General features: G+C 57.7%; 26 protein-coding genes. 1 reads left to right on the top strand and 25 read right to left on the bottom strand.

All coding sequences use genetic code 11. The features are described 5' to 3' along the window. Window positions 1-9: 9 nt before the first annotated feature. Complete coding sequence (locus TU84_RS13235) at window positions 10-1,911, bottom strand: potassium transporter Kup (protein ID WP_048369602.1); 1,902 nt, start codon at window positions 1,909-1,911, stop codon at window positions 10-12. A 614-nt stretch (window positions 1,912-2,525) separates the two neighbouring features. On the opposite strand from TU84_RS13235, the gene TU84_RS13230 reads away from it, so the two are divergent. Further along, the gene (locus tag TU84_RS13230; protein WP_053225233.1) at window positions 2,526-3,842 is read left to right on the top strand and encodes a PIN-like domain-containing protein; all 1,317 of its coding nucleotides are present in this window, start codon (window positions 2,526-2,528) and stop codon (window positions 3,840-3,842) included. 773 nt (window positions 3,843-4,615) lie between these two features. Here TU84_RS13230 and TU84_RS13225 read toward each other — a convergent pair. From TU84_RS13225 to TU84_RS13110, 24 genes are all read right to left on the bottom strand, one after another. Next, the gene (locus TU84_RS13225; protein WP_048369601.1) at window positions 4,616-8,125 is read right to left on the bottom strand and encodes a hypothetical protein; all 3,510 of its coding nucleotides are present in this window, start codon (window positions 8,123-8,125) and stop codon (window positions 4,616-4,618) included. 15 nt (window positions 8,126-8,140) lie between these two features. Beyond that, a complete protein-coding gene (locus tag TU84_RS13220; protein WP_048369598.1) occupies window positions 8,141-9,094 on the bottom strand; it encodes a hypothetical protein in 954 nt (317 codons plus the stop codon). Beyond that, the gene (locus tag TU84_RS13215) at window positions 9,067-9,771 is read right to left on the bottom strand and encodes a hypothetical protein (protein ID WP_082148718.1); all 705 of its coding nucleotides are present in this window, start codon (window positions 9,769-9,771) and stop codon (window positions 9,067-9,069) included. Before TU84_RS13215 ends, TU84_RS13220 begins: the two co-directional genes overlap by 28 nt. A gap of 2 nt (window positions 9,772-9,773) precedes the next feature. Then, window positions 9,774-10,325 (bottom strand): baseplate complex protein, encoded by a 552-nt coding sequence (locus TU84_RS13210; protein WP_048369595.1) that lies wholly within the window; start codon window positions 10,323-10,325, stop codon window positions 9,774-9,776. Continuing rightward, window positions 10,322-11,242: a hypothetical protein gene (locus tag TU84_RS13205; RefSeq protein ID WP_048369593.1), complete on the bottom strand. Its 921-nt coding sequence runs from the start codon at window positions 11,240-11,242 to the stop codon at window positions 10,322-10,324. Before TU84_RS13205 ends, TU84_RS13210 begins: the two co-directional genes overlap by 4 nt. Beyond that, window positions 11,239-11,949 carry a DUF4376 domain-containing protein gene (locus TU84_RS13200; RefSeq protein ID WP_048369590.1) on the bottom strand — a complete coding sequence of 237 codons (711 nt, stop codon included), beginning with the start codon at window positions 11,947-11,949 and terminating at the stop codon, window positions 11,239-11,241. The genes TU84_RS13205 and TU84_RS13200 overlap by 4 nt, the downstream gene beginning before the upstream one ends. An 8-nt stretch (window positions 11,950-11,957) precedes the next feature. Then, window positions 11,958-13,571: a phage tail-collar fiber domain-containing protein gene (locus tag TU84_RS13195; protein ID WP_048369588.1), complete on the bottom strand. Its 1,614-nt coding sequence runs from the start codon at window positions 13,569-13,571 to the stop codon at window positions 11,958-11,960. Window positions 13,572-13,579: 8 nt separating this feature from the next. After that, complete coding sequence (locus TU84_RS13190; RefSeq protein ID WP_048369586.1) at window positions 13,580-14,173, bottom strand: phage tail protein; 594 nt, start codon at window positions 14,171-14,173, stop codon at window positions 13,580-13,582. Further along, window positions 14,166-15,341: a baseplate J/gp47 family protein gene (locus TU84_RS13185; RefSeq protein WP_048369583.1), complete on the bottom strand. Its 1,176-nt coding sequence runs from the start codon at window positions 15,339-15,341 to the stop codon at window positions 14,166-14,168. Before TU84_RS13185 ends, TU84_RS13190 begins: the two co-directional genes overlap by 8 nt. After that, a complete protein-coding gene (locus TU84_RS13180) occupies window positions 15,338-15,655 on the bottom strand; it encodes a DUF2590 family protein (RefSeq protein ID WP_048369581.1) in 318 nt (105 codons plus the stop codon). The genes TU84_RS13185 and TU84_RS13180 overlap by 4 nt, the downstream gene beginning before the upstream one ends. Then, complete coding sequence (locus tag TU84_RS13175; protein WP_048369579.1) at window positions 15,652-17,634, bottom strand: phage tail tape measure protein; 1,983 nt, start codon at window positions 17,632-17,634, stop codon at window positions 15,652-15,654. Before TU84_RS13175 ends, TU84_RS13180 begins: the two co-directional genes overlap by 4 nt. A gap of 6 nt (window positions 17,635-17,640) precedes the next feature. Beyond that, entirely contained in the window at window positions 17,641-17,781 is a 141-nt protein-coding gene (locus TU84_RS26295) for a DUF6890 family protein (protein ID WP_048369577.1), read from the bottom strand. 23 nt (window positions 17,782-17,804) lie between these two features. Further along, a complete protein-coding gene (locus TU84_RS13165) occupies window positions 17,805-18,092 on the bottom strand; it encodes a putative phage tail assembly chaperone (RefSeq protein ID WP_048369575.1) in 288 nt (95 codons plus the stop codon). Between the two features lie 45 nt (window positions 18,093-18,137). Next, window positions 18,138-18,587: a lysis system i-spanin subunit Rz gene (locus tag TU84_RS13160; RefSeq protein WP_048369574.1), complete on the bottom strand. Its 450-nt coding sequence runs from the start codon at window positions 18,585-18,587 to the stop codon at window positions 18,138-18,140. Continuing rightward, window positions 18,584-19,051 (bottom strand): lysozyme, encoded by a 468-nt coding sequence (locus TU84_RS13155; protein WP_048369572.1) that lies wholly within the window; start codon window positions 19,049-19,051, stop codon window positions 18,584-18,586. The genes TU84_RS13160 and TU84_RS13155 overlap by 4 nt, the downstream gene beginning before the upstream one ends. Further along, a complete protein-coding gene (locus tag TU84_RS13150; RefSeq protein WP_048369570.1) occupies window positions 19,051-19,254 on the bottom strand; it encodes a hypothetical protein in 204 nt (67 codons plus the stop codon). Before TU84_RS13150 ends, TU84_RS13155 begins: the two co-directional genes overlap by 1 nt. After that, window positions 19,251-19,463: a TraR/DksA family transcriptional regulator gene (locus tag TU84_RS13145; protein ID WP_048369569.1), complete on the bottom strand. Its 213-nt coding sequence runs from the start codon at window positions 19,461-19,463 to the stop codon at window positions 19,251-19,253. The genes TU84_RS13150 and TU84_RS13145 overlap by 4 nt, the downstream gene beginning before the upstream one ends. After that, window positions 19,463-19,912 carry a phage protein gene (locus tag TU84_RS13140; RefSeq protein ID WP_048369567.1) on the bottom strand — a complete coding sequence of 150 codons (450 nt, stop codon included), beginning with the start codon at window positions 19,910-19,912 and terminating at the stop codon, window positions 19,463-19,465. Before TU84_RS13140 ends, TU84_RS13145 begins: the two co-directional genes overlap by 1 nt. A gap of 11 nt (window positions 19,913-19,923) precedes the next feature. Then, the gene (locus TU84_RS13135; RefSeq protein ID WP_048369564.1) at window positions 19,924-21,033 is read right to left on the bottom strand and encodes a DUF2586 domain-containing protein; all 1,110 of its coding nucleotides are present in this window, start codon (window positions 21,031-21,033) and stop codon (window positions 19,924-19,926) included. Window positions 21,034-21,044: 11 nt separating this feature from the next. Beyond that, the gene (locus TU84_RS13130) at window positions 21,045-21,725 is read right to left on the bottom strand and encodes a phage virion morphogenesis protein (protein WP_048369562.1); all 681 of its coding nucleotides are present in this window, start codon (window positions 21,723-21,725) and stop codon (window positions 21,045-21,047) included. Beyond that, complete coding sequence (locus tag TU84_RS13125) at window positions 21,715-22,167, bottom strand: phage tail protein (protein WP_048369560.1); 453 nt, start codon at window positions 22,165-22,167, stop codon at window positions 21,715-21,717. Before TU84_RS13125 ends, TU84_RS13130 begins: the two co-directional genes overlap by 11 nt. Next, window positions 22,164-22,625, bottom strand: coding sequence for a head completion/stabilization protein (locus TU84_RS13120; RefSeq protein WP_048369559.1), 462 nt, complete (start codon window positions 22,623-22,625; stop codon window positions 22,164-22,166). Before TU84_RS13120 ends, TU84_RS13125 begins: the two co-directional genes overlap by 4 nt. 99 nt (window positions 22,626-22,724) lie before the next feature. Next, window positions 22,725-23,441, bottom strand: a complete 717-nt coding sequence (gene gpM, locus TU84_RS13115; RefSeq protein ID WP_048369556.1) for a phage terminase small subunit — start codon at window positions 23,439-23,441, stop codon at window positions 22,725-22,727. Further along, entirely contained in the window at window positions 23,438-24,457 is a 1,020-nt protein-coding gene (locus TU84_RS13110) for a phage major capsid protein, P2 family (RefSeq protein ID WP_048369554.1), read from the bottom strand. The genes gpM and TU84_RS13110 overlap by 4 nt, the downstream gene beginning before the upstream one ends. Window position 24,458 lies beyond the last annotated feature (1 nt).

Genomic DNA, 24,458 nt, shown 5'->3' with positions numbered 1-24,458 from the left:
CAGGACGGCTTACATCTCGACCTGGGTTCCCAGTTCGATCACCCGGTTTACCGGCAGGTTAAAGAAGCGCAAGTTGCTGTTGGCGTTCTTCAACATGAAGGCAAACAACCCTTCCCGCCAACGCGCCATACCCACCAGCTTGGAAGCAATGACCGTCTCGCGGCTCAGGAAGTAGGTCGTGCGCATCGGGCTGAAGTCCAGCTCGTCGAGATGGCACAGTTTGAGCGCCTCGGGCACGTCCGTTTCATCCATAAAGCCAAAGTGCAAGATGACCCGGAAGAACCCCTCACCGTAAGCATCCACTTCAAACCGCCGCTGCGCAGGCACGCGCGGCGTGTCTTCGTTGACCACGGTGAGCAAAACCACTTGCTCATGCAGCACCTGGTTGTGCAGCAGATTATGTAATAGCGCGTGCGGCACTGCGTCCGGCCGGGCGGTCAGGAACACCGCTGTACCTTGCACCCGATGCGGCGGCTGAACACGGATGCTGCTGATAAACAGCGGCAGCGGCAACGCGCTTTCATCCAGACGATCCACCAGCAATTGTTTGCCACGCCGCCAGGTGGTCATCAGGATAAACAGCACGATCCCCGCCAAAACCGGGAAGGCACCGCCCTGGACGATTTTCGGTACGTTGGCGGCGAAGAACAGGCCGTCAACCAGCAGAAAGCCGACCAACACCGGCACCGCCAACACAGGTGGCCACTTCCACAGCATGAGCATGACCGCCGACACCAGAATACTGGTGATCAACATGGTCCCGGTCACGGCCACACCGTAGGCCGACGCCAGGGCGCCCGACGACTCAAAGCCCAACACCAGCAAAATAACCCCGACCATCAACGACCAGTTCACCGCGCCGATATAGATCTGCCCCTGCTCGGCACTGGACGTGTGCTGAATGTGCATGCGCGGGATGTAGCCCAGTTGAATGGCCTGGCGGGTCAACGAGAAGGCCCCGGAAATCACTGCCTGAGAGGCAATAACGGTGGCCAGCGTGGCCAGCCCCACCAGAGGGATCAACGCCCAGCTTGGTGCCAGCAGGTAGAACGGGTTACGCGCCGCTTCCGGGTTTTCCAGAAGCAAAGCCCCTTGGCCGAAGTAATTGAGCACCAGCGCAGGCAGCACCAGAATGAACCAGGCGCGGGCAATCGGCTTGCGCCCAAAGTGGCCCATGTCGGCGTACAGCGCTTCAGCACCGGTCAACGCCAGCACCACCGCGCCCAGAATCGCCACCCCCATGCCCGGGTGCGAGACAAAGAAACGCACGCCCCACACCGGGTTCAGCGCGTTAAGCACCTCCGGGTGCTGAGCGATGCCATGAATCCCCAGGCCACCGAGCACCACAAACCACAGCACCATGATCGGCCCGAACAGCTTGCCGAGTGTGGCCGTGCCGCGACGCTGAATCAAAAACAGCGCGATCAGCACAATCAGCGCCAGCGGCACGACCCAGCGATCCAACCCGGCAAACGCCAGCTCCAGACCTTCAACCGCCGACAACACGGAAATGGCCGGGGTAATCATGCTGTCGCCATAGAACAGCGAAGCGCCAATCAACCCCAGAATTACCAGCACCGTGCGCAACTTGGGATAAGGCGAGGCCGCGCGGCGCGCCAGCGCAGTAAGGGCCATGATCCCGCCCTCGCCTTCGTTGTCGGCGCGCAGGATAAACAGCACGTACTTGATCGAGACCACCCAGATCAGCGACCACAGGATCAACGCCAAAATGCCGAAGACACCATCGTGGTTAACCTGTACGCCATACCCGCCGGTAAACACCTCTTTAAGGGTGTACAGCGGGCTGGTACCGATATCGCCATATACCACGCCAACCGCGGCAACCAGCATTCCGATAGGTTTTGCCTTTGAGTGACCGTCTTCTGTTGCCGGACTACTGACATGCCCCATTAACCACTCCTACGACTTTGGACCGTGTTTCTTAATGGCGAGCGCCGCATTTGGTGTGCAGCATGCTCTGATTTCCTGACTGTTAGCCACGACTTTTACCTACGAAATCAGCTTCGTTAAAAAGCGGGTTTCGCAACGGCGCGCAGCATAGCGCAGCACTCGTCGTAAATCCCCGTATAACGCTGGTCAAGTGCGTTCACCATAGCTAAAATTGCGCACTTTTTTTGATCAGAGGCGCGCAAACTCCAAGCGCCCGTTCGTCGTGCAGCCTTTACGGGCATGTAACGTCACTACATACCGAGGTTCGCCATGTCCACCGTTACCACGCCAGCCAACCCTAAGGTTGGCTTTGTTTCCTTGGGTTGCGCCTAAGATATCAAACCTATACGCAATGAAATATCCATCAAGCCGCAGCATTTCTGGGCTAGAAAGCACTCACCATGTAGGTATCCAGCAAACAAATCGTGTAGGGTCCGTCTGCCTCGCCAGCTGGATGTCTTGGTAAGCCATAGAACGCAAGCAAAGCATTGGGTATCGAATTAGAGCCCATCTAGACAACACCTGCCTTTGAGGAGTAGCGTTACCCATTTGCTCAGTATGCATAGGGGTATTAATTGAAAAGCCTGTTTAAGAGCTTTACGCCGCCATCAGATGACGCGATTCAAACAGCATGGAAAAGTGACGAAACCATATTCGTTTTCGATACAAATGTACTTCTGAATTTGTATGGATTTGAGCAGCAGACTAGAAAGGATTTTTTTGCTGCAGTTCAAAAAATTGAAGACAAGGTTTGGATACCGTTTCATGAGGGACTAGAATTTCATAATCAGCGATTGAATATTATTAGTCGCGAGAAGAAAATTTTTCAAGATCTCAAAAGCAAACCTGAACAACTCCTGAGCAACCTTAAGACAGAGTTATCTGGGCACCAGTTACAAAAAAAGTTCCCCAAAATACAAGAACTATCCCAGCAGCTTATTCTCTCGATAGAGTCCGCAATTAATGAATTTAAAAAAAAGGTCGACCCTTGGGACAAAAAACAGCCCGATGTTCGCTCCCACGATGAAGTATTACAAAAAATATATAGCATCACTGAAGGTCGAGTTGGCCCTCCCCCTAAAGATCAAAAATGGCTGGATGAACTCTATCTAGAAGGAAAAAATAGATATGAAAAACGAATACCACCTGGCTTCAAGGACACGGGAAAGGACAGTGCAACTGGTTCAAAGCCTATGTTTTACCACAACAACTTAACTTATGAGCGCAAATTTGGCGACCTGATAATCTGGAGACAAATTACTGAACACGCCAGTACCCCCCTAATAAAAAATGTTTTCTTCATAACCGATGACACGAAGGAAGACTGGTGGGAGATTATGAAATCCTCTGGATCAAAAATCATAGGCCCTCTAGAAGCACTTAGAAGTGAGATTTACAATGATTCTGCGGTAGAATTTTTTCACATGTATTCTACATCTGACTTTCTAAACAATGCGCAAAAAGCACTCAACGTAAAATTACATGACAGCTCTATAAAGGACGCCATCAAAAATCAGACCCAAAGATTAATGAACTATGATACTTTGGCAACCGATAGCACTTCGCTCATCATGGAAAAGTATAGAAATGCACTACTAGAAGCCGAAAAGTACAACCTTTCCAGACATTTATACCCCAACATGAATTACAATCTTGATGAGGAATATAAAAAACTCAGTATCTTTTCGGAGAACGAGAAGTTAGAAAAAGCAGCTCAAACACTCGCGATCTTTAAAAAAGACTTAGAAAATACAACTAATAATCACCTACAGGATACGAACGCAGACAGAATCGCAAATATTTTTTACCACTATCAAATGATGAATAGCCTCAAGGATATCAATCAAGCTCATATCCACAAGAGCACGATTGATGATGATGATCCCTCTTAACCACATAGACCTTCATCTCTGAGCTTTGCGTCTCTGACGTTAAATCCTTTCAAACAGCCATACTTGAAAGTGAAAGCCCGTGCAACCGAGCGATATAGCGTAAAGCCACGCAGTACAAGGCCTACAGGGAGTTCGGCCTTCCCCCGCTCATCACCAATACCCACCGCAAAAAGACCGAGCGCGTTTTTGAAAACACACTGAAAACTGGGTTTTAAAATGTTTCGCCCAATGAATCCGGGCACTTGGCCGCAACCGCTTCACTGACCGCGCCGTGTGCCGCTGTGCAAGCGCGCTGCATTTTTTGTCAAAACTTTGCATTCTGTGCAAATGGCGATCGGCTGCAGAGCCCCACGGACCGCCTGGGCTGCAGGATGGTTTGCACTACATTCGAATTTGCACAAAAAAAGGACACAAGGCCCGTCGGCGGGAGGGGGATAAGTGCTTTTTCTTTGGAATTTTTCTTTCCGCGACGATTTTTCAGGCCAACGCCGCCACTTGCCGGCCAATCGGGCAAGTATCTGCCGCACCAGGTGCAAATGACCCACCACACACCCCAGCAGAGCCCGCACGAGCGCACTTGAATGGCATTAAATAAATTTGCAGGCTGGGCGCTCACATACTCCCAACATCTATTCAAGAAGCGTATAATTAGAGGGTGACGATACTGAATACAAACAACCCAAATAGAAGCCCCGCCTCGCTGCGGAGTTTTGTCTTTTTGGCTGACATGAAAAAGCCCGCCATGCGGCGGGCTGATTGGGCTTAGCTTACGGTCAACGCTTTAATCCGAAACTTCCAACTGCCGTATTCACGGCTGATACTAGAGCGGTTACTGCTGCCTGGCCAAACACAGGAATGCCAAAAGCTCCTGGGTGAGTGTCATCCGTTGCCCATTTCGCAGCAGTACGCTTGATCACAATGACCGCGCCTGCAGCAGGAGCGTTTGACTCAAACACCACTCGATAGTTATCCCCAACAACTCCTACATTACCTTTGGACATTTGAGTCACACTGCTTGGCCAGCCAGACTTGTAGCCGCCTGCGATGTGGCACCCGCGATTGATTCGCTCAACACCATCAACTTTCACAGACCAGCCCCGATAAAGGTTGGCATTGCTATCAGTTAACGGGTTTGGCTTGCCGCCACTCAAATACAACGTGTATGCGCTAGCCCCTGTACTCACAGTGCCCTGGTTGGAATCGATATACAGCTGGGCCGTTGCAGGCTGGGTGTACTGCCAAGCAAGAGTGCGAGCATAGAAGTCTTCAAACAACACGGCCTTGCGCCGCGCAATATCAGCCGCCAACTCGCGATAGCCTTCCAAACGACGGTTGTAGAAGTTGGGAATACCGCCTGTACCGATGGCGATAGCGCACTCTGGCAGTGCTGCGCGAACTCCGTCGATAACCGCCTCCACGCTGGAAACCCAAGCCGGAGCGCCCTTAACCATGGCGGTGCTGCCAACCAGGTCATTCAGGCTGCTGATATGGATCAGTTCACGCGGGTTCAGCGGTCTGGCCCAGGTCAAACGCCGATTGGTCGAATCCCACCCCTTAACCACGCGGCAGGATAAACGCCGGTTGTCACCCTTGAAATCGCCCAAAATCACAACATCACCCGGAACCACAGAGAACGCGGCACCAACGCCATCGAATGTCACTGAGTTTTCAGTGATCGCCGTAATCAACACACGGTTGTCGTCGACGTTGTAATTGTTGGGCCCCACGTACGTGACAGCATGGAACCAGTTTGAGGTCTCTTCGCCGCGCACCTGAGCATCAGTCAGGCCGGTTCGGCTGCGCCACGCCCGATCCACATGAGTCTGCCAGTCGTCGTTGGTGCAGCTCTCAAACAACAAGACATCCGGCTGAAAGCGCTGAACGGATGCAATGTTGTTGAGCCCGCTGTCACTGAGCAGCAAAGCAGCCGTCCAGCCACCAATGCCGGCGTTCTGCAGATGGTGCATGCGGTTGGTCGCCGCATTCAAATAGAGCTGCGGGGTGCCAGTTGCGCGAGGATCTAGGTCGACGATTTTTACCCGAAAGGCGCGCTTAGCTGTCGTGTTGAAACTCCAGCTGACCACGGATCGCGGGTCGGTTTCGCGAAAGCCAAGGCCTGACGAAAGATTAGCCGGGTTGGCCGGATCAAACGCTACATTACCGTCGCCATAGGGCGACTCGTTGGCACTGGTCAGCGCTTGCGCGGTCTGCCCGACAGTTCCGCGCACATAAGTGATCGACTCTCCCGCCGAAAAGGTGGCGGCAATTGCCGCTCCGCTGGCAGGCGCCACAGCAAACCACAAGAAATGACGCACCTGCGCAACACCACTTACCGTCACCAGCTTGCGAATCACCAGGGCATCAACACCGGCGGGGAAGCCAGCGCCGTAGCCGCCTGTATTCATTTGCACGTTTTTTGCTGCCCCGTCCACCGTGACGCTGTGCCCATAAGTAAAGGCTTGGTCAAGATCAAACTGGCGTGTTGCCCCGTCGCCGGCAAAGCTCGCACGCTGACCAGTCGCAAACGGTTCATCGTTCCAGGTGGTAAAGGTATCCAGCAGCGCGCCGTCCGCGTAAACCTCAACCCTGGACGCCCCAGTATTGCCGCGCTCTCGGGCAATACACAGAGACAGCTCATCACCGTACAGGTCAAAGCGGGCCTCGGTGTTTACGCCCTGCAGGCGCAGCGCTGCCCCTTTGTAAAAAAGCTTGTTGCTCACCGTTGCGGACGTGCCAGTCAAAGCGAAGTCCGTACCATGTAAGGTGGTGGCCAGCTCGTTACGCAGGTAGCGCTCTACATCACCGACATATGAATCTTCGCCAAGCCAGCCGTTGCCCCACGTGATCGAGCTGCCGGCAACAGAAACACGAATTGCACGCGCCAAAGCTGCTACAGACGCAGGCGGCACAACTGGGGGCAAACTAGGAATTTCAGCGCGCAAACGATCCAACTCAAAAATTTGCGATGAAAGTTTGAACAGATCGCCAGTTGTATTAAGAATTATCCCGGTGGTTGTGATCCGCCGGTAATCAATTAGCAAATCGAAACTTATATCGTTGTCGGCGCTGACAGCTTTAACCCAAACAGGGCCGGACGTCTTACCTGGTATTTCACCATTAAAAGACCAACTGCGAGGCGGCGCACTGTTGTCTTGAATAATTAGGCGGTCTTTAGCTGCTGAATCATCTTTGCACAGCACTGAAACCTTATATTGTTTTGTTCTGTCGCTGTTTCTTGCTTGAACTGCGAGGATAGCGGCAAGTACCTGGGCTTGACTGGTGTTAGTTGTGACTGCGGCGGATAAATCGCGCCACGGGTTAGGAAAGCGTGCCCTCACATCGCTTACCCCCTCATTGGCAGTGGCGGCAGCAGTAACGGCAGTTTCTACACCATGAGTAACGACTTCAAGGCTGGCATCAAATTCTGCCAAATCGAAAATCCGTGGTGAAAGCTTAAGAGCCATTGAGACTGCACTATTGAAAACCACACCGTCGGTGGTGATCTTTCGATAATCAATCGTGGCAATAAACGAGACACCACCTGTACCGATGAGTGTCACGCTGACAGGTCCGTCATCCTTTCCCGCCGCAGTTCCAGTAAAAGACCAGTTGTTGCCAAGGTCATCCGCAATCTGCAGACGATCCGCATACATGGCGTCGTTTTTGGCAACAATAATGATTCGATAAGTTCTGGCCTTACTGCCCCCTTTAATCCGCAGTGCACTGATTGCATCGATAATCGGAATGACAGCACTTGACGACTCAGCGTCTCCAGCCAGCCACTGCGCACGCGCGCTCGCCACGCTCTCGGCACTCGGATAGCTTTTTTTTTCAACCGCTACACCTGAGTTGTTCTGATAAAGAATGAGATATTCGCGACTGCTTTCAGACGGGACGCTGAAATATTTTCCAGTCAGGGTTTTTTTCAAGCCTTCATCAGTATTAGGGAAAATATCTACCCACTGCTGCGCTACATCCCTTGCCTGCTCAGCACGACTGGCCGCTGCTTGGGCCGTCATCACCGTTTCTGCAACGTCGTTAAACTGCATGGGGAGACGGTAATCACGACCACCACTGACCACGCGCACATCATAGAGCCCATTGGCCGCTGCGAACTGGGCCAGTCCGTTAGTGTCCGTGGTGAACGGGTTGGCCAAGGGCGAGCCATTGGCTTTGTACAGCGAGCCCACCAGACTTTCGGTACCGCGCTGGTACAGGTAGCAGGTCGCACCGGCCAATTTATTGCCCTGGTCGTCCTGGGCAAAGAAGTTTTTTAATTCCACTTCGAATTCCTTTGTTTAAGCGGTGATGGGTTTCAACTGCGCGGCCAGCTCCAATGCCTGGGCGGCCTTCGCAGTGAATCCAGTGGCATCAGTTGGGCTCGGCGCGGGGCCAGGCACGTGGGTGTGGCTGGCCAGCTGCGTGTTCATCGCCTGCACCAGGTCGAGCAGATCACACAGGATCTGCAGCACGTTCACGCCTTCGGAGCCCAGCCAGGTCGTGGTGGCCAGGCTGCGGCGCATGCCTTGGATTTGCTCCAGCACGTTGCCGCCCACGGTCAGGTTGAGTTTTTGCGCTACAACCTGGTTAAGGTCGCGGCCACTGGCCAGGTGCAGGTCATCCAGTGCGGCCAGGCTCGCGGATCCGCCTGACAGCAGCTTGAGTGCGCCGACCGCCTCGATCGTCTTGACCCCGCCGACTGACTCCGTTGAATGGTCTTCAACCTCTACCGTGCTGCTTTGGTGGCGTTCAGCGTTGGTCAGGCTCTCAACGTCGCGTTCGATCGACTTGTCACGGATCCGGCCCTCGGTCTGGCGCAGCCAGTTGCCATCGGCGTCAACGCGCTGCTGTGCGCCTTCGCTGTGCTGCCACACCTGGTCACCCTTGGGCACCTTCGGCAGGCTCAAGCCGTGCGGCAAGATCGTTTGAACGTAGGGCTTGTTGGGCAGGCCGTAGGCAAAGCACACCACAACGCGGGTGCCTTCTTCGGGAAAGCCCAAGAAGCCCATTTCATCGCCGCCCACGGACAATGGCAGCGGCACACCGGCCAGCACGGGCAGCGCGGTATCCGGTTCATCGTTCTCGTCCAGCAGCTGCAGATCCACCGCAAAGCGCGGACGGAAGTCGTCGCAGATGCCGGCATTGGCCGGAGCGTCAGCGATACCGACAACCCGGGCAAAGCGCGGCAGGTGATAACCGCCGGTGAGTTCGGGAAATTGCCGCTCTACACTGCGGCGGATTGCGTCTTCCATCGGATCGCCATTTGGTTGCCAGTGAGCGTCACGTGAGTGATGCGCTCGCCTTGGTTGATGGATGCACCTGGTCGCAACCCGGGAAGGGCCGCGATCATCGCGCTTTGGTTGTTTTGGTAGTCGTTGAACAGCTCCACGGGCAGCTGTAGCGGCGATCGGGCGCCAAAGAAGCTGTCGGCCCAACTGCCCACAAACACTTCGCCATCGCCCTGCTGCTGCCACATAAAGTCCGTGATGCCGAAAACCCGGGGCAAACTGTCCATGGCCTGGTAACCGGCGGCCAGGTTGTAGAAGAACGGGGCTTTAACCTTGGCGTATGCCTTGTCCGGAACGCGAAAGCTCAGACCGGTTTTCTCGTTGATCTCGGTCAGCACAGTGGTCAGGTCGGCGTGTCGCAGGTTCAGCGGCAGAGGGTTGGCCAGGATCGCGGCCAGCTCGCGGCAGAACAGCACCTGCTCGATCGCGTTGGACGACGTGCAGCGCTCGACGTAGCCGATGAAGTGGCGCTGCAGCGGGTTGTCGTTGTAGCCGATGTCCAGCGTCACCAGCCCTTTCACCGGCGCCGTCGCCTGAATGGTCACAGTGGCACGCCCCGGTGTTCGCAGTTCAAGGCGTACGTCATCGCTGACCAGGGGATAGACCACACCGCCGATGGTCAGCACCTTGTGCAGTTTCATGCTCACAAGACACCGCCCAAGTAGTTATCCAGCTTTTTCAGGGTGGCTTCAAAGCCGGTCAACTCCTGACTGGACTCGCCATTTGTGCCGCCTGCCCCTGTGTTTGGACCTGTCACAGACTGACCCTGGGCGCCTTGTTGCGTGACGCCGTTGCCGGCGCGGCGCGTCTCGACCCGCTCGGGGTTTGAGAGCTTTTCCGACAGGGTGAACTGCACCTGCCACGACCGCAGGTTGTCGTCTTCACGGGCGCTGACGCCGTCAGAAAACTCCACCTGACGCACACCAAACGCTGATGCGGTGTCGTTAACCACTCGATAGGTTTTGCGCTGGCCACCGCTACCCGTCGCTTCGGCCAGGCGCATGATGTTGCGCAAATACGCGCTGTCGACGAACGGGATCTGCAGCGTGACTGTCAGCGTCTTGGGCTTGAACCCCTTGTGAGCCGAGTCCGTGTTGCTGGTCTGGCCCGACAGGTCATCACTTTCGATCTGCAGGTTGGCGGTGACCTTGATGTTTTTGCCGCGTACGCGTTCGCCATCGAGCAGTAAGGTCATAGGCCCACCAGTTCCTGAACAAAGCTCAGCCCTTTGAGGGAACCGACTAGCATCAGGCCAGCGGCCAGGCCCCATTCGTGACCAGGTGCATCGCCCTGCAGCAGTTGCCGGCGCAACTCGGCCGCATTGCCCGGCCCGATCAACCGCGCGCGCATGCTGTCATCAGCGGCGGCGCCGTCGAACATTGATTTGAGGTCAGCCAGCTTCTGAGCCTGCGCCTGTGCCTGACTGGACTTGCGCTTGGCCAACTTGGCCAGGTCGGCCATGGGCGAGCTGTCGGCGTAGCTCTCCAGTGCAGACAGTTGGCTGTTCAGCGCCTGGGTGGCCGCTTTGGTCACGGTGCAGCGCTCCAGCGGCAAAGCCCCCCAGCGCGGCAAGGTGCCAGCGTTGGGCAACTCCCACTTTTCGGCGTCCAGGGCGAACAGGTTTTTGGCCCGACGTTCAGCGCGCTGCAGGTCCGGCATGGGCAGCACAGCATTGAAGCGGGACAAGGTCGCGGCAAATTTGTCGTAACGCGTGCCCAGGAACATCACCACCAAGGCGTATTGCGAGCCCGCCGGGCGGCTGTCGTCACCGGTGTCTTCAAGCTTTTCGCCCAGTTGCTGCAGCAAGTTGGGGGCAGACAGATAACGTTGGTAGCCGCGGCCCTGCCCCACACCACTTTGAAACGGCGTCACCACCAGACAGGCCGGTACTTCGCCCAGGGCATCGGCTAGACCGGCACGGCCAGCGGCGACGGCGGCTTCTGCAGCGGTGCCGACCGGGCCCGGTGACGTGGTGGCCAAGTCCGCCAGACCTTCAAGACGTTGCCCGGCGCTGGCCAGCTCGATGGTGGCCAAGTCCTTGGCGTTATCGAGATCGCTCAGCCACTGGGTGGACTGCTCAGGCCAGCGCAGGGTAATGGGGGCCCAATTCATAGCGCTGCAGACTCCCACGCCACGGCGTTGATGGCGTCCAGATCCTTACCCGCTCGCGCTGCTGCCAAGATTTGCTTAAGGTCGTTGGCCCTAACCAATCGCTGCAGCTTGAACTCGGTAAATTCGTTGCTCACCTGCAGCAGTTGCTCGTGGGTGTGATCGCGAAAGTCCTGTACCCCGGCTTGATCGCGGCAGGCATAACCACCGCCCAAGCCGCGCAAAATCAAGCCGGTCAGGTTCAATTGGTCTTCAACCTGGGCGTCATAGAAAAAACGCTCGCCCAACGCTGCTGACCAGAATCCGCCAGTGATCTCCTGCAGGCACGCCTTGTTCACCGCTGCCAGTTGAGCGCTATAGCGCAGCTCCAGCACCGTCGGCATGTCATCGATCCAGTGGCCATTACTCCAGACCTGACCAGGACCCGGCACTTCAAGGGTGTACCCTTCAGGCAGCGCACCGGCTCGATCAATAACTACAGGGGCGCGGGTGGTTGTGCTGTAGACGGTTAGCCCCTGATAAGAGTCGACCAGTTGCCATTTACGGCCATCCCACAACGCAGCCTTTTTTTCCGGTACCGCCGGCGGCGCCACTTCAACGCACCCGCCCGGAATCAGCCAAACGCCCGGCTCTAACGGCGATTCATCCGCCACAGTGGTGCCGGTGTAGATGCCCAGGTGATCGGTTTGATAGACGATTTTCGTGCTCATGAGGGGCCTCAGTACTTAATGCAGGCAAGGAAGGCGATGTTTTGCGGGCGCGTTTCAAGCCCACCCACATAGGTCGCTGTGAACGGGTGGTCGTGGTTGGGTACCGGATCGACCACAACGGTGTGGGTGTGCTCGCCGTCCTCACTGGTCGACTTGTCATGAACCCCTGCATCGGCGTAATTGACGATGTTGCGCGGCTCACTGTCGGCGCCTTCTTGGTCAACCCCATCAGGGGTAAACACGCCCGATCGGACTTTATGAGCATGTTTGCCAGAGGCGCCTGTTCGCGCCGTGGGCGTATGCGCCCCGCCCGGGTTGGTCGTGCCTGTGATGGTGTGGCTACGAATGGTGTCGCCCTGGTCGCTGCCCAACGCCCGACCGGGATCCACGCCCCGGCCGTCATCCCAGATACGAATAAACTTTCCGCGTGGGTCAGGCAGATTGAAGGTATTGACGCCGTCACCTGCCCCGTAGGTGGTGCCGATCTTGGCAAACAGCGCGGCATAGACCGTGCGCGAAACCGCTGCACCGTTGGCCCGAAACCAACCCGGTGGCGGCGTTGCCATGGCAAATGTACCGATACGGCCAACTTCTGCATCAGCAATGGCTTGACGCAAAGCGTTGAGCGCCTTGGTGGTCGCCAGAATCTCGCTGCTGTTCGTACCCGGATCGTCGCTTTTGGCGTTGGGTAGGTTCCCCAGATCTACGTCATCCTTGGTCGTAGCCCGGGCGCGCAGATGCTCGTAGTCTCCGTTGCGCAAGGCGAACTGTTTGACCAAGGCGCCGGTGATCGGCTCGCTGGCCCGCAGATCGGTAATGTCGCCGGCCACGTCCACGCTGGCCAGCTGCACCACATAATGGGCGGTGCCGTTGCTGTCGACGTAGTCGGCCTGGGCATCGCCAAAGACCACTTTCCACGTGGCCACGTTGTCGCTACCCTCTCGGGCCAGTGCCACGTCCAACCAGGCTTTAACGGGAAGTTCAGGCAATTGAGCCTGCACAGGCTCTGTCAGATCGACCCGTACACCCTCAACGTAGGCGATGCCCGCTTTGACCTGGTACAGCCCAAAGCTGCGCTCCATTTGCAGGCTGTCAGCCAAAAAGCACGCACGGCCAAACACGTCACGGTTGCTCAGGCGCTCGCGCCGATCGATGCCATTCAGGCGCACCGTGAAGTCGTGCTGCCAGGTACTGGCGTCAACGGTGACGCCGGTCAGAGCCTGGGCGCCGTTGAACTCCACCAAAAAGTTGCGGGTGATGTTGTTACCGACCTGCAACGGCGGGATGTTCTTGCGCTTTTGCTGCACCGGCACGGTGGCCACAGCCAGCAGCACGCCCTCGGCGGCTTCAAGACCGATCCAGTTAAAATCCCAATCGCCGACGTCTGAGCCCACCATCAGGCTGTAAATCACCTGGTTGGGGCTCACATAGCCTTTGCGGTCGTAGCCCTTGGTGTAGACGATTTGATCTGCAGGCGGCTTGCCGGCAGCACGATCAACAGGGGCATTAGGGTCAAGCCCTGGCACCAGGGCCAAGACGAAACGCGCAATGTCGAGCTTTTCACCGGCGCCCTGTTTTTGGGCAATCAGACTTTCGCCGGCAAAGGTAATGCTAGCTCCCATGGGGGCTCCTAAAAGGTGTCATTCAAGAAGGTGAGCACGGCCAGTTCGTTGATCACCACAAGGCGGCTTGCGCTGTCATCCAGGGTGGCGATCAGGGTCTGCTGGTCATCGTTGAAGTCGGCCACGGCGATGTTGAGTTTCACCGGCGTGATCGTGACGAAGTCGTACCGCCGGCACGTGCGGCCGTATTGCTGCATCAGCACACGCAGCAACACCGGGTTTTCGCTCAGTTGCGTGTCGGACAGGTGCAGCAGCACCACGTCCCAGTCCAGGTCTGGCATGCGCTCCTGGATCTCGACATACCCAACGCCCAGACGCTCAAAGATGCGCACCATGCCGGCGGTACTGCCCGCGTCCACGGCGTTGATAAACGCGTACTTGACCCGCAGGCGGTAGAGTTTTTCGGGCTCGCCATGAAACCGCTGAATGTCACGCTGCCAAGCCAGCAGATCGAGCACGCTCAGGTGACAGGTTTCGGCATCCAACTGCAGCAGTGGCCAGTTGAGCCAGTTTTCGACCTTGCCCCACCACGACTGTGCAGCGGCTTGGAGCTTGGCCAACTCAGGGCCATCGAGCCAAAACGGCAAACTCAGCTTAAGCATTGAGCACCACCTCAAGCCCAGCCAGGCGCGGGATGGTCAGTTCTGACAGGATGTCGGCGTTGTCAAAATGCAGTGACTCGATACCGGCGAATTGTTGGTGCAGTTCCTCGCCCAGACGGCTAAACGAAAACCGTGACTGCGGGTGCGTCAGTGTGGGTTGATAGTCACTGGCCGTGCTCTCGCGAAAGGCGGCACGGATGAACAGCTCGATGTCCGACTTCAACGCTGGCCAGCGCTCAGTGCCCACTTCGGCCTTGGGCCAGACGCTCAGCTTCACGTTGTGCTGCGTGGCAGGCATCTCCAACACCAACAGGTCATCACCATGGCCATGGTTGCCTTGGTCACGAATGTAGTTGTTGATCTCAGCCAAAAAGGTGTCTGCCGGCGAGTCAGCTTCAAACAGCACCAGTGCGTTGGCACTGCCTGGGCCCCGGGGCGCGTTGTGCTCAAAGTACACACCATCCGGTTGCACGCCGGTGAACCCTGAAATCATGGCGCGGTATACCGCATCGGTGTGCCACTGGTTGACCGCCGAGAACTGGTTGCGCACCCGCAAGCGCAGCTCGTCGTCGGGCTCGGTGTCTGCACCAGGTTGCGTCAGCCAGCCGTCAGCGTTGACCACTTGAACCACGCCTGCCACCGGCTCCGGCAGAATCGAAAAGTAACCAGGTGCAAGATTGAACCCGCTGCCCGCCTGCTTGGCCCGTGCCAGCACGCGGATCTGTGACTCGCCATCCTCAAAGCTGGCCGCTGCCACGGTGACCAGCTCGTACACGTTGCCGTTGATCGCAATCGACTGCACGCGGGTACCGGCTGGCACTTCCAACAGGCCCGCCAAGGCACTGCGAGTGAACAGCAGCATGCCTTCGGCCTTGGTGGCAGGTTTGCGGGTGACGTTGACCGCCCAGGCCAGCATGTCCAGCCAGGCACCGATGGCCGTCTTCACAAAGAAGTTGGGCAGCACCGTGCCGGCAAGAAAGTCGATCAGCCACATCACAGGCTTGGTCACCAGTGCGGTGATGACTCGCCAGAACGGCGACCAGGCACTGGTGTTGCTCAACTTACTGCCCTGGGCGACGACTTCTGATTCCCAGGCGGCTCGCAGCTTGGCCTCGGTGGTCGGAATGCCGGCGTCACTCAGCGCCTTTTTAAAGTCTACGTCGCTCACAACACTACCTCGACAGATCCAAAATCAACGGTTTTTGCGCCTACCAAGTACTTGCCCTTTCCTTCTTCGGTGATGTGCACGGATCCCGGTACCAGGCGCACGTCCGTCTCCACCAGCAGTTCCAGTTGCTGAATGCAGTCGGCACGACGAAAGCGATCACGCTCGGCCACCAAGGTCACCAACAGCCCGCTCTCACGGATCATGTGGCCGATGTCCTGGGCAATGCTGATACGGTCATCCACCAGCAAGGGCTGGTTTGAAGGGTCCAGGGTCAGATCGTTGTGGGTGATCAGCAGATCGATATAGAGGCTCATCCGCCCACCGCCATGGCGACCATGTTTTCCATCTCCAGCGGGGTCATAGGCTTGGCGGTGTGGATTTCGACTTTCTCCACATGCGTGCCCTTGGTCTGGTTGCTGGTGTTCTGAATGCTGGTCAACAGCCCGCCACGGGGCACAGCCGAAGGTCGCGACGGCGAAAGACTTGGGATAGCCGCATTGATGGTCTGCTGGGCTTTGTCCGCTGAACTGGCCGTGTCTGCGGCCTTTATCGCCGCTTCGGCGCCCGGTACCGGCGGCAGATCGCCAAAGCGGGTTTCGATGTTCACACCCGGGATCTTGTTCATCATGTCGATCAGGCCGTTGATGGCCTGCTTGAACACGTTGGCGATGCTGTCCCAAGCGGCTTTCGCCATGCCCGACCAGCCGCCCATGGAGTTGAACCAGTCCGACATCGCGCCGAGCTGCTCGCTGACCCACTTGAACGCCGCGCTGTTGAGTAGCGCAGACGTCCATTCATCCCAGAAATAGATCGCGGCGCCGACGACCGCAACCAAGGCGACAATGCCAGCGATGATCAGCCCTACCGGGTTGGCATACATGGCGGCGTTGACCAGCCAGATCGCACCCTGCCAAGCCAGCATCGCGACCTTAACCAGGCCCATCCAGCTGTACATGAGGACAAGCCCAGCCACAAACGCCACAGCCATGGCGGTGTGGAACAGGAACATGGCAATGCTGCGGTAACCCGTCCAGGTGAGAACTTTCCAGACCACCACCATGCCCAGCCACACCATTTTGCTCATGCCCACCACCAAGGTGAGCGCCGACATGGCGGCAGTGATCGTGAGGATGGTCAGCGAGGCAATGCTGATAACGCGGGTGATGTTGGGGAACAGTTGCGACCAACGCGTCAGTGTTTGCGCCACGCTTGTCAGCTTGGCCATCAGCGGCCCCAGAATCGGAATCAGGGCCTGACCAAACGCGATACGCAGCGCTTCCACTGCAGCAGCGAACTGCTGCCATGGATCAACCATGGCCTCAGCCATCTTTTGGGCGCTTTCAAGCCCACGGACATTGCCCAGTTGATTAAGACCGTTACGCAGCCGGTCAGTGTCCTTGGCCAGCGCACCAATCACCCGCGCACCTTCGCCGCCAAAAGCATCCGTTAGCGCCGTACCACTGGCCGCACTGGTCAGGTCACCAAACTTGCCCTGCAGCTTGTCCATGATGTCGAGCATCGGCAGCAACTTGCCGTTCTGGTCGGTGAACTTCATCCCAAGCTTCTGCGAAGCGGCGCCGATGTTCTCGAAAAACGATTTGTACATACCGCCGGCGTCGCCACCTTCCATGGTGCTGCTCAGCGAACCAATCACCGCGAACTGCTCGGCTAGGTCGACACCTGCAGTGGTCGCGATCGCGCCGAACTCCTTGAACGCATCCTTAAGCTGGGCGCCGTCTGTGCGGAACAGCTGCACCGCCAAGGCCGTTTGCCCGCCCATCTTCTCGACCCACTGGCTTTTGCCCATCGCATCAGCCTGGTTCTTGAACAGGTTGTACATGGTGCCCACGTAGTCGCCCATGGTGCCGGCATCGGTTTTGGTGGCCTTGGCCAACAGGTTGCTGGTGTTGGTGAAGGTGGCCAACTGGCTACCGCTCAATCCTTTGATTGCGCCCTCGATGCTGTACGCCGAGGCGACAAAGTCCCGGGCGTTTTCGCCGTAGGCCACCGAAAACTCCAGCGACTTGCGGTTGAGCGCGTCCAGCGCGTCTTCGGCCACGCCCAGGGAACGAACCTCGCCCAGGGCGCGATTCATCTCCAGTGCAGGCTCCAGTGACGCCTTGATCGCCGCCCCCGCTCCCACCAGACCGCCAAGCCCAAGGCCCATGGTCTTGATGTTGTTTTGGCCTTGCTCAGCCAAGTCCGAAAAGCTGGTTTTAACCTTGCTCAACGGCGCGGTGACCTTGTCGGTCAGGCTGAGAATGAAAGCCAGACGGGCGCTGCGATCTGCCATGTGTGTTTATCCGTTCAGTGCTATGGCAATGCCATTGGCCACGGCGATTTCCGTTCGTCGCCAGTACTCGTCTTCTAGCCACTTGGCCGTGCCCATGTTCTCGATCGAGGGCTCGGCGCCGGGCATCCAGCGGTTGGTCAGGGCCATTAACTGGCCCAGCCCGTCTTCGCTTAGGCGCTCAGCGTGGTCGAGTGCTTTTTTACGATGATTTCAACGTCCGGGGCGTACTCTTCCAGGAGCGCACCGGCCAGTTGCATGATCAGTACAGGGTTGGCTAGGAGTTCTTTCAGCGTGGCGCGTTCTTCTTGCTTAACGGTGTTCATCAGCAGGTTGTTGGCCGGGGCCACCTTGCTGGTCTGAGTGAGGCTGTTGAAGTACTTGGTCGCGTCCTGCGGGGTCACGGTGAACGTGAATTCCTTGTCGCCTACTTCCAGGGTGATTTCGCGGCGTTCAGTCATGGGGGTTACTCCAGTAAAGGGTCAGTGATCAAAAAGGGAATGCGGTTAGCGCAGGCAGATCCGGCGCATGTGGTCTTGCAAGCCCAGGATCATTTCGCGGCTGACGGCGAGTTGATCTCTGAGGGTGAAATAATCCGATCGAGCGTCTGCTGAGAGTTCGGCGGCGGCTCCATCAGCCACGCCGCCGGTGCCGGTTTTGGCGGGCACAGTGACTGGGCAGGCTGCTTTGATGAACAGCCGCTGAGTGCCAGCGTCAACAGCGCGCTGCAGGTCAGCGATTTCAGAACGTGCATGGTTCAACTCCTGGGTGCGGGTGCGATCTATCTCGTCGCGATCGGCGAGCATTTCGCCGCTGATACGGGCGGCTTCGCGCAGTCCGGCCACCTCCTGTTGAGCGGTGTCGCGTTCAATGCGTGCGCTGTCGCGCTCATCGATGAGGCCGTTAGCAACAAACCAAATAACCAGACACGACAAGGCAGCAGTGAGCCAATTCATAGGCCGACCTCGCACAGCTCACGTTCGGCGGCGCGGCGATTGACCAGTCCGGCCAATTGCTTGCCCCCGGCATAGGTCCAGCGCGACAACTGGGCGCAGGCACCACGTGCATCACCCGCGTTCAGCAGGCGCAACAACGTTGAGCTGGCAAACTGGCCCTCCCCCACGTTGTAAACAAACGACCCAAGGGCAGCGCGGCGTGTTTCAGGCAGCGGCACGCGTACCTGGCGATCAACAGCCGTCAACGCGATGCGCAATTCACGCTGCAGCAGCTCGTCGCACTGCTCGTGTGTCGCCCGATCGCCCAGCTTCACGCCCTGGGTGACGCCTTCGCAGATAGTCGCAATGCCCACCGGATCGAGGTAGGCCACCAACGAGCGCCCCTCAAACCAGGCAACCACTGCACCAGTCATGCCCAGCACGCCGGTCAGCGCGCCGATCGCGATTTTGTTACGCAGGCTCATCACTTATTCCTCCAATCGCGCAGCATCTGGCGGTACTTGGGCACCAACAGCACGATCTGCAGCACCATGTAGAGCGCCGTTAGCATGTAGGCGACTGACGTCCAGTCGACCGTCCCAGTTGCGCCGGTCGCCGCCACACCAATGGCTGGCGCTGCCTTCGCGATAGCGATAGCCGTGTCCTGAGCGGCCTGATTTGTGCTCATCGGGTAGTCCTTTTCTCGAAAATGGTCTGGCATCCCACACAACGCTCAATCCCGCCAAACGCTTGCCGCGCCTTGGGGATATCGCCGCCGCAGTCCAGGCATTCGCTAAGGCTCGGCCCGGCCGATCGCGACTTGGCCAACTGGTGGGCAATCGCCCGGTCACGGTCACGTTGTTCCAGCGCTTGGGCGCGATCGAACGGGCAGACCATCAGCTCAAGCCCTCGATCTCGGTAGCGTCCAGGTACGGCACGCCGTTGATGCGGATAAAGTCCGGGCTGGTGACGTCAAACGGCACCTTGTGCTTGGAAGTTTCACCGCCCTTGGGGTCAATGCTGAGCAGGTTGGAGATCCGCAACTTGCAGCCAAAGGCCTCAATGCGCAGTTCTTCTTCGCCTGCCTTGGCAAAGAAAACGCTGTCAAATGGCTCAAGCTTGCGAAAGCTGCCGGCAGTGCGCGCCGCTTCGATCAACAGGTTGAAATTGTTGGTGTCGAATTCCATTTCACCGCTGGCCGAAACTTCACCGTCCACGTGCCCATCGGGAACGCCACGGCTCTTGGCCACGGCTGTGTTGTCGGTGATATCGAGGGTGCAGTTTTGAACGTGGACCAGCAGATCGCCCAGGTTCACGTCAAAGTTCTTGCCGCCAATACGTGACATAAGGGTGACTCCTAGTCGTCGGTGGAAAGATCGAGGGCGATGTTGGCCGTCAGGTCTTTCGGGCAGTTGAGTGGCCGGATCTTGATGTAGATCTCAACCTTGGTTTTGTTGAGCCACACCAGCACGATGTCGCCGTCTTTGGGCGATTCGATCTCGCCCGGGAACACCTGGCCGGCGAACGTCACGGACTTGGCCATCAGGCGCAGTGGTTTCATGAAGGCGCTGACAGCAGCGGCCATGCTGTTGGGCGTGTTGTTCAGGCGACGGTCACCCACACGGCGGATCAGCAGTGGGCGTACCTGACGCGCAGCCTTGTCAGCCAAGCGCAGGTACTCAACCACTAGGAAGTCGCTCGCCGGTGCATCGAGCATGTTGCCGTCGCCCCAGTACACGCCCGGGTAATCCGGATAGGTCTGCGAAACCGAGAAACGGGCCTTGTCCAGCTCGGCACGGATCGCAGATGGAAGCGGCACGCTGTCTTTGTCCACAGCAACAGCGCCCAAGCCCAGCAGCGCGCCGGATGCGACACGCATCGGGCTGTCAGCAACGCTTACTGCAGCATTGGCCAGTCGACCGGCCAGCACGCCCAGGTCATTGCCGTGCAACTGAGGTACGACCAGGACACGCGGCGCGACAAGGCCCGTGGTGATGGCACGCTGCTCAGTGAGGTACTGATTCCACGTCTGCAGCGCGGTGATGCCAACACTGGCCGCCATCACGAACACCCGGCGGCCATACGTGTTGTTGAGCGCAATGGCCGCGTCATGCATAGTCGACAGTTCGGCGGCGGCTTTGACCGGCTTGGTGATCACCACAGCCTCAACTGAATGGCCTTGTTGCATAGCCTTTTCCAGCGCTTTGGCCCAGTCACCGTCTGCAGCGATCGGCGCCGCCAGGCAGGCCCAGCGATCACCGCCGTTCAGCTTGGCGGCGGTGATCTGGGTTTTCAGGTCATTGGCCGGAATGCCCAGGGCGTTTTCCAGATCGCTGTCGGTGTTCAACGGGATCAGCTCGTTGACGTTCTTCGCGCCGGGGCCGATAAACAGGAAATAGCGTTCGATCTCAGTCACGGCACCCTGGCCAAGATTGAGATTGTTAACGGTGACTTGGCCGAGTGCCATACAGTGCCTCGTTAGCGGGGTGAGTTAAGGATTTGTTGAAAGACCTGGTTAACCAGATCGCTGGTTTCATTGCCGGTGTTCACGCCCAAGAACTGGCGTTTGGGCAAGGTGATGTCCCAGCTTTGCGCACCCGAGGACGCTTTTCTTTCATCGTTCAAGATGCGGATCAGCAGCCCCGCCTTCGCGTAGTTCACGTGCTCTTGAATCCACGCCACAGAGGGCTTGGCCATGGCCTTTTTGCCCTTCACGTGCACACGAAAACCCACTTGGCGCAGGCGCTTGGCTTGTTTATCGGTGCAGGCAATACCGGGCGGGACTTTGTTCCAGCGGCGCATCTGCGCAGCCGTACGGCGTTCGCTGACACCGTTGTGCTGCTGTGAGGCAACCCAGCGCGTCAGGGCGTTTTTCCAGCCCAGTTCGGCTTCATCGGAACTGACACGGGTCACCTGCAGCAGCTTGGCCAACCCGGCTTCCATCTTCTTTTTGCCCTTGGACGAGCCTTTGCGCTCAGCGAAGGGGGTGCCGTCCAGGTTCTGTTGCTCGCGCACACGCTTGCGGCTCTGCGTACGTACGCGCTTGCTGACGTTGTTCAGCAGGCGGCGGCGCAACTGGGGCGACAGCTCAAGCAAGGCCATTTGGGCTTCAACGCTGAGCAGCCCCCGGACATCGAGGTTTAGCGGATTAGTGGCCATGAGCGGCTACCTCGCCGTGTTCGGCAACCCAAAGATCGAATGGAACAAACGCCCAGGTCTTTTCGAAGGCCTCGATCTCGCCGTTGGGATCCTCAGCCAGATACTGCGGCTCGACGAATTCCAGGGTGATTTCGACGTCAGCCAGATCGTTGTCCAGCATCGAGACGTCAAACTTCGGCGCTGGCAGGTCGTAGCGGCGATCGCGATCGGAGTCGTTGTTTTCCAGCCAACTGCCCACCAGCGCCATCAGGCGCCCCGGGTGATCCGCGAACCGCTCGAAAATGATCGTTGCGCTGTAGCGCATGTCGCCCATGTGCAAGCCGTCAACGTCAGGTTTCCAGATCAGATCGAGCGTGACCTGGTCGGTCCAGCTGTCGAGCTGTTCGGGCAACACTAACTGGCACTCTTTGAGGAACTTGGTCAGGGCAATAAGCTTGATCACAGCAGCACCGCCGTGATGCGGCCACGGCCCTGCAGCGAGCGGACAGCGGCCTGGCTGAATGCCAAAAAGGTTTCGGCGCGCTCAGGGGCTTCCTTGCCGGTGTTTTCGGCGCTCTCGCGGCGGGTGATGGTGGCGAACTGGGGCAGCAGTTCGGCTTTGGCGCGGCAATACACGGCGCGCTTGTACGTCTCTGCTTGAAATGTGCGCTCCGGCAGCACCATAGGGTCAGCAGATTTCAAGCAGGACACGCCTGCGGCCTGCCATTTGCCTTTGCACTTGGCCAGGTCTGCGTTGACCTCGGTCATTGCCGAGATCAAGCCAACGACCAGCGTTTCGACCAGGTATTCCCCTGGAAGGCGGTAGGCCTTCTGAAACTCAGTCAGAGAGAGATCGGGCCAAAAGCCGTCATTCTCGATCTGACGCTCCACAAACGTGGTGGGGTTGCCTGAAAAGCTCATCGCTGGCCGCTCAAATAGGGGCGAGGAAACTGTTTCAGTGGGGCATGGCCATAAATGGTTGGCTCACATCCACAGTTTCTCGCCGGGGGTGGTAGTCGGTTATTCGGTGGCCGGTTTGGCCTGTTTTTTGTTCAGGGCACGCAGGCAGTTTTCGACGCGAACACCCACGCCGATGCTCGAATACAACTCAGTGGCACGATTGAAATGCAGCAGCGCAGTTGCCCATTCCTTGCCTTCCATAGCCCGGATGCCGATCAACTTGTGAAACTTGGCCGGGATCTGCTCAGTCAGTTGCCATTCACCGTCAACAAGTGGCAACAAGTCGGACAGGTAAGGCTCCGGGCTGCGATTGGCCTTGTACTCCGCATAGGCCCAATCGCACACGGCGTCCGCAACAAAGGTCTGGATGTCGCGCTTAAATAGCTCGGGCATCTGCTGCCCTTGCCCGATCGCGAAGTGGGCCAGCTCCATGCCGTCGTCAAATTCTTCCGTGTCGAACAGCCAAATCATCACCTGTACCAGGACGCGATTCGGGAAGTTCAAACCCGACTCGCAATAGCGCTGTACATAGTCCTGGTACTTGGGCAGTAACTCGTCACGCTTGAGTGCCTGCTTACCAGCCAACCCATTGATTGCACTGAGGCGTTCAAGATCTTGATCCAAGGCTGCTTCCTGCAGCATCAGATTCTTGCGGGCATTGGCTGGGCTGGTCAGGGCGGATTCCGGCGAATAGGCCACCGGCGCACTGGCTGCTGCGACTAATGCGGCTGCGCCTGCTGCCAACAGGCGGCGCTTGTGCGCCAGGGCCAGGCTCACGGCAGAAGCTCCACGTTTTCGGTCAGAGCGATCTTCTCGATCTGCTCGATCACGTAGCCTTCGTTGCGGCTGTTGTAATCCTCAACGCGGGAACGTTTCGGGTTATCGACAGCCTGCTTACGCCAACTGGAATCCTGGTAGTACAGCGACAGGTTGTCCCAACTGGTGACCAGCACGGCGTTCACCGGGAAGTTCGGCACACTGAACGCCGGCAGACCGCCATAGGTCGCGATGACCTGGGCGTCTTCAATGCGTTCTTTCTCGGTTGGAGTAGCGCCCTGCTTGGTGTAGAGCTTGGCTTTGTCAGCGGCGAGCAGGTCAGAACCGATGATTGAGACCAGATCCCCATCCTCACGCAAGATCTCGTCAACCAGTTGCTTGGTGTCATGCACCAGTGCGTCGAGGTTGGCATAGTCTCCACCCTCGCCCAGCGTGACCTTACCCGGCTCTTTGCCTTCCTTGAGCACCTGTTGCGGCGCCAACTCGCGCAATTGCTGCAGCCAGCCTCTGTTGACGTCTTGAAGCAGCGGGTACTTTTTGATGTCGGTCTGTACCGCCGCATGCGTGCCGTGGAAACCGACCACGATACGGTCTTGGGCAATACGCTTTTGCACGGCTGCAGAATAACGATCGTGGAAGTCCGGGAACTTCGCCCAGGCGTCGATCTTGGCGTAAGGCATGCCCACATCGGACTCAGTTGAAAACAACTCGTACAGCGAGTTGCCGAGTGCCGATGCATCCTTGGCAACACGGTCATTTTCCTTGGTGTCGGTTCGACCCGTGACCGGGCCGTTCACACCGATAAAGACCTTTTCGCCCTTGATTTCACTCACAGGAACGATGTTGATTCGTTCCAGAAAGTCAGCCTTGGCGGTGATCGCGTCGTTCAGTTCTTGGGCAATCGACGGCTCGACCGAGAACATCTCGCTGGCCTGCTGAACACCGTATGACTCGGCGATAGCGGCCTGCAATGCACTGTATTTTTTGGCGCCATTAGCGCTCAGTGGCTGGGCCATG

This window comes from Pseudomonas helleri (genome assembly GCF_001043025.1).
Lineage (GTDB): Bacteria > Pseudomonadota > Gammaproteobacteria > Pseudomonadales > Pseudomonadaceae > Aquipseudomonas > Aquipseudomonas helleri.
Note: the sequence above shows the minus strand (reverse complement) of the source record. Positions and strands in the feature narration are given on the sequence as shown.

What these genes read in the sequence shown, in the direction of transcription:
- TU84_RS13140 (WP_048369567.1), bottom strand. Translation starts at nt 19,912, where the DNA reads ATGTCACGTATTGGCGGCAAGAACTTTGACGTGAACCTGGGCGATCTG.
- TU84_RS13215 (WP_082148718.1), bottom strand. Translation starts at nt 9,771, where the DNA reads ATGAAACTGCACAAGGTGCTGACCATCGGCGGTGTGGTCTATCCCCTG.
- TU84_RS13205 (WP_048369593.1), bottom strand. Translation starts at nt 11,242, where the DNA reads ATGAATTGGGCCCCCATTACCCTGCGCTGGCCTGAGCAGTCCACCCAG.
- TU84_RS13195 (WP_048369588.1), bottom strand. Translation starts at nt 13,571, where the DNA reads ATGGGAGCTAGCATTACCTTTGCCGGCGAAAGTCTGATTGCCCAAAAA.
- TU84_RS13200 (WP_048369590.1), bottom strand. Translation starts at nt 11,949, where the DNA reads ATGAGCACGAAAATCGTCTATCAAACCGATCACCTGGGCATCTACACC.
- TU84_RS13145 (WP_048369569.1), bottom strand. Translation starts at nt 19,463, where the DNA reads ATGGTCTGCCCGTTCGATCGCGCCCAAGCGCTGGAACAACGTGACCGT.
- TU84_RS13180 (WP_048369581.1), bottom strand. Translation starts at nt 15,655, where the DNA reads ATGAGCCTCTATATCGATCTGCTGATCACCCACAACGATCTGACCCTG.
- TU84_RS13210 (WP_048369595.1), bottom strand. Translation starts at nt 10,325, where the DNA reads ATGACCTTACTGCTCGATGGCGAACGCGTACGCGGCAAAAACATCAAG.
- TU84_RS13155 (WP_048369572.1), bottom strand. Translation starts at nt 19,051, where the DNA reads ATGAGCCTGCGTAACAAAATCGCGATCGGCGCGCTGACCGGCGTGCTG.
- TU84_RS26295 (WP_048369577.1), bottom strand. Translation starts at nt 17,781, where the DNA reads ATGGCCCTGACCAACCGCTGGATGCCCGGCGCCGAGCCCTCGATCGAG.
- TU84_RS13130 (WP_048369562.1), bottom strand. Translation starts at nt 21,725, where the DNA reads ATGGCCACTAATCCGCTAAACCTCGATGTCCGGGGGCTGCTCAGCGTT.
- TU84_RS13160 (WP_048369574.1), bottom strand. Translation starts at nt 18,587, where the DNA reads ATGAATTGGCTCACTGCTGCCTTGTCGTGTCTGGTTATTTGGTTTGTT.
- TU84_RS13120 (WP_048369559.1), bottom strand. Translation starts at nt 22,625, where the DNA reads ATGAGCTTTTCAGGCAACCCCACCACGTTTGTGGAGCGTCAGATCGAG.
- TU84_RS13190 (WP_048369586.1), bottom strand. Translation starts at nt 14,173, where the DNA reads ATGCTTAAGCTGAGTTTGCCGTTTTGGCTCGATGGCCCTGAGTTGGCC.
- TU84_RS13150 (WP_048369570.1), bottom strand. Translation starts at nt 19,254, where the DNA reads ATGAGCACAAATCAGGCCGCTCAGGACACGGCTATCGCTATCGCGAAG.
- TU84_RS13110 (WP_048369554.1), bottom strand. Translation starts at nt 24,457, where the DNA reads ATGGCCCAGCCACTGAGCGCTAATGGCGCCAAAAAATACAGTGCATTG.
- TU84_RS13165 (WP_048369575.1), bottom strand. Translation starts at nt 18,092, where the DNA reads ATGACTGAACGCCGCGAAATCACCCTGGAAGTAGGCGACAAGGAATTC.
- TU84_RS13175 (WP_048369579.1), bottom strand. Translation starts at nt 17,634, where the DNA reads ATGGCAGATCGCAGCGCCCGTCTGGCTTTCATTCTCAGCCTGACCGAC.
- TU84_RS13220 (WP_048369598.1), bottom strand. Translation starts at nt 9,094, where the DNA reads ATGGAAGACGCAATCCGCCGCAGTGTAGAGCGGCAATTTCCCGAACTC.
- TU84_RS13135 (WP_048369564.1), bottom strand. Translation starts at nt 21,033, where the DNA reads ATGGCACTCGGCCAAGTCACCGTTAACAATCTCAATCTTGGCCAGGGT.
- TU84_RS13235 (WP_048369602.1), bottom strand. Translation starts at nt 1,911, where the DNA reads ATGGGGCATGTCAGTAGTCCGGCAACAGAAGACGGTCACTCAAAGGCA.